This window comes from Promicromonospora kroppenstedtii DSM 19349, assembly GCF_000515355.1.
GTDB lineage: Bacteria > Actinomycetota > Actinomycetes > Actinomycetales > Cellulomonadaceae > Promicromonospora > Promicromonospora kroppenstedtii.
Window position 1 is genome coordinate 30,553 of the sequence record NZ_KI911691.1, and the last position, 3,254, is coordinate 33,806.

General features: G+C 71.3%; 2 protein-coding genes. One reads left to right on the forward strand and one right to left on the reverse strand.

Annotated features, from left to right (window positions below; translation table 11 throughout):
* Positions 1–207, reverse strand: a 207-nt coding sequence (locus PROKR_RS35185) for a hypothetical protein (protein ID WP_036964848.1), incomplete at its 3' end; no start/stop codon positions are given.
* A gap of 371 nt (positions 208–578) precedes the next feature.
* On the opposite strand from PROKR_RS35185, the gene PROKR_RS16720 reads away from it, so the two are divergent.
* Positions 579–3,254: DUF7507 domain-containing protein (locus PROKR_RS16720; RefSeq protein WP_245605858.1), on the forward strand; the 2,676-nt coding region annotated here is incomplete at its 3' end.

The window sequence follows — 3,254 nt, forward strand, 5'->3', positions numbered from 1 at the left end:
CGACGCGGCCTCGACCAGCCCGTGGTGCCGAGCCGGCCGCTCCCGGTCGCCCCCGGCGAGGTGCGTGCCCGGGACGGTCGGCGCCGCCGCGAACAGCAGGCCTCCCGCCGTCACCGTGGCGATCGCGCCCGCCCACGTGGTGCGCAGAACTCTTCGCCGGTCGGGGCGGTTGTCGGGGGACACCAGCTCGTTCGCCTGCTCCTGCACGCGTCGCTCCCTCGGTTCGGTGCGGTGGTTCGTCGTTCAACAGGTAAAGAAGTCCTGCGTGGCAGTCAAAGAACTATCACGAGTCGGCGGGGCGTACGAGGTGGGATCCACGACGCCCCGGCTTCGGGGCCGCTCCGCCGGCCCCGCGGCCCGACCACGGACTTGGTCCCGTCCGGCCGTGCTCGGCGAAGGGGCTGCTCACCCCTCGTCACCTCACCAGACGCCGGGGAGCGGGTGAATTACGCCGGCGAGTTGGTGATTCGATTGGTGATTTCTTGATCCCCGACTGGTGATCGGCCGCCGAGGGGATGGCATTGAACTCGCCGTACTGGATACGGGCCGCTGTGGCCCGTGAGCGAGGGGAAATGCAGATGCACGCACGAAGGTCATCGACGAGGACCACCCGGGGCGGGACGGTCAGGAGGCACCGCGGACGGGTTCCCGCGATCCTGGCCGCGCTCAGCCTGGTCGGGGCGGGCCTGGTCACCGCCTCGCTGACGGCGGTCACGCCCAGCGCGGTCGCCGCCCCCGGCAACCCTGGCGTGCCCGGTGAGCCGACGGTCCTCTTCGTCGAGGACTTCGAGAACCGGGACGCGGACTCGAACGTGCTCCTGACCGACTACACGGGGGCTGCCGGGACCACGTATGCGGCGGACCCGTTCTGGGTGGACCGTGCGGCGTGCAACGGCTTCATCGTCAACTACAGCAGCCCGCGGGTCGTGGGCGACTGCGTCGGTCAGGGCGCCGAGGCCGGGGGCATCGGCGTGTACAACTCGCTGATGTCCCTGCCCTACACGCTCGGCACCATCAACGGCACCGACCCGGCGAGCAACGCGGCGGCGTCGTCCTACACCTCGGGCAACACCACGCCGAACGAGATCCAGTTCCGCACGGCCGACCCGCTGACCCTGCCCACCGCGGGCCGGTTCGTCACGTTCTCGGTCGACGCCGTCGCGCAGAACTGCACGTCGACCCACCCGGAGCTGCGCTTCTACCTGGTCGACGGGTCGGGTGAGGAGATCGCGGTGTCCAACGCCGCGATCGACCCGTGCACCGACCCGCGCGGCGCGCAGTACAACGCACCTGCCCAGGACGGCACGCCGCGCGTGGTGATCGGCGGGCGGTTCCCCGCGGACGGCTCGAACCTCGTGACCGGCGGCTCGTTCGGCATCGTGATGCGCAACGAGAACGGCAGCGGCCAGGGCAACGACGGCGCCTACGACAACATCCGCGTGCTCGACGTGACGCCGCAGCTCGACAAGGAGTTCAGCCCGGCGTCGGTCGCGACCGGCGGCGTCTCGACCCTGACGCTGACGATCACGAACACGAACGACCTGGCCGCCAAGAACGGCTGGTCGTTCACCGACACCCTCCCGGAGGGCCTGGTCGTCGCCGACCCGTCCGCCGTCGGGACGGACTGCCCGGCCGGCGACGTGACCGCCGAGGCCGGCGCCACGTCGCTCTCGGGCACCGGCAACCTGGACGCGGGCATGGCCTCGTGCACCATCTCGGTGAACGTGACCTCGGACGAGGCGGGCAGCTACACCAACGGCCCCGACAACATCTCGGCGATCGGCCTGGACTACCCGGACCCCTCGACCGTGACCTTCGGCGACCCGAGCCTGGAGCTCGTCAAGACCGCCGGTGAGCCGGTCGACGTCAACGAGAACGGCATCACGGACACCGGCGACACCATCGCCTACACGTTCGAGGTGACCAACACCGGCGACGTCGCGATCGACGACCTGGCGATCGACGACCCCAAGGTGGGCGCGATCACCTGCGAGGCGACGTCGGTCGAGCCGGGGGACAGCGTCATGTGCGCCACCGACGAGCCCTACGTGGTCACGGACGAGGACGTCGAGGCGGGTTCCGTCGACAACTCGGCGACCGCCACGGGCACCCCGCCCGGCACTGACACCCCGATCGGCTCGCCGCCCTCGGAGACGACCACGCCGACCGAGGCCCCGGACCCCGCGATCGAGGTCGTGAAGTCCGCGACGCCGTCAGGCCCGGAGACGTTCACCGTGGGCCAGGAGATCGCCTACAGCTTCGAGGTGACCAACACCGGCAACGTGCCCCTGAGCGACGTCACGGTCGACGAGACGGAGTTCTCCGGCACGGGCGAGGCGCCGGTCGCGACCTGCCCTGCCGACGTCGTCCTGGCGCCGGGGGACTCGCTGACCTGCACCGCGAGCTACACCCTCACGCAGGAGGACGTCGACTCGGGCGAGGTGACCAACACCGCGACGGCCACGGGCACGCCGCCGGGGGGCACCCCGCCGCCGGAGTCGCCGCCGTCGACCGTGGTGGTCCCCACTCCGCCGGCACCGGCCATCGAGGTGGTCAAGACCTCCGACACCGACGAGATCAGCGAGGTGGGCCAGAAGGTCACCTACAGCTTCGAGGTGACCAACACCGGCAACGTCACGCTGACCGACGTCACCGTGGACGACTCGGACTTCTCCGGCTCGGGTGAGCTGTCGGCGGTCGACTGCCCCGCAGAGGCCGCTGGCCTCGCCCCGGGCGCGTCGGTAACCTGCACCGCGACCTACGAGGTCACGCAGGCCGACCTCGACTCGACCGGGCTGACCAACACCGCGACGGCCTCGGGCACGCCGCCGGGGGACACCCCGCCGCCGGAGTCCCCGCCGTCGACCAACGAGATCCCGAGCGCCCCTGCGCCCGGCATCGAGGTGGTCAAGACCTCCGACACGGACAAGATCACGGAGGTGGGCCAGAAGGTCACCTACAGCTTCGAGGTGACCAACACCGGCAACGTGGTGCTGACCGACATCACGGTGGACGACTCGGACTTCTCCGGGTCGGGCGAGCTCTCGCCGGTCGACTGCCCCGCCGAGGCCGCCAGCCTCGCGCCCGGTGCGTCGGTGACCTGCACCGCGACCTACCAGGTCACGAAGGCGGACCTCGAGTCCGGCGAGCTGAGCAACACGGCCACGGCCACCGGCACCCCGCCGGGCGGCACCCCGCCGCCCACCTCGCCGCCGTCGACCGTCGACGTCCCGGCTGACCCGGCGCAGCCGGAC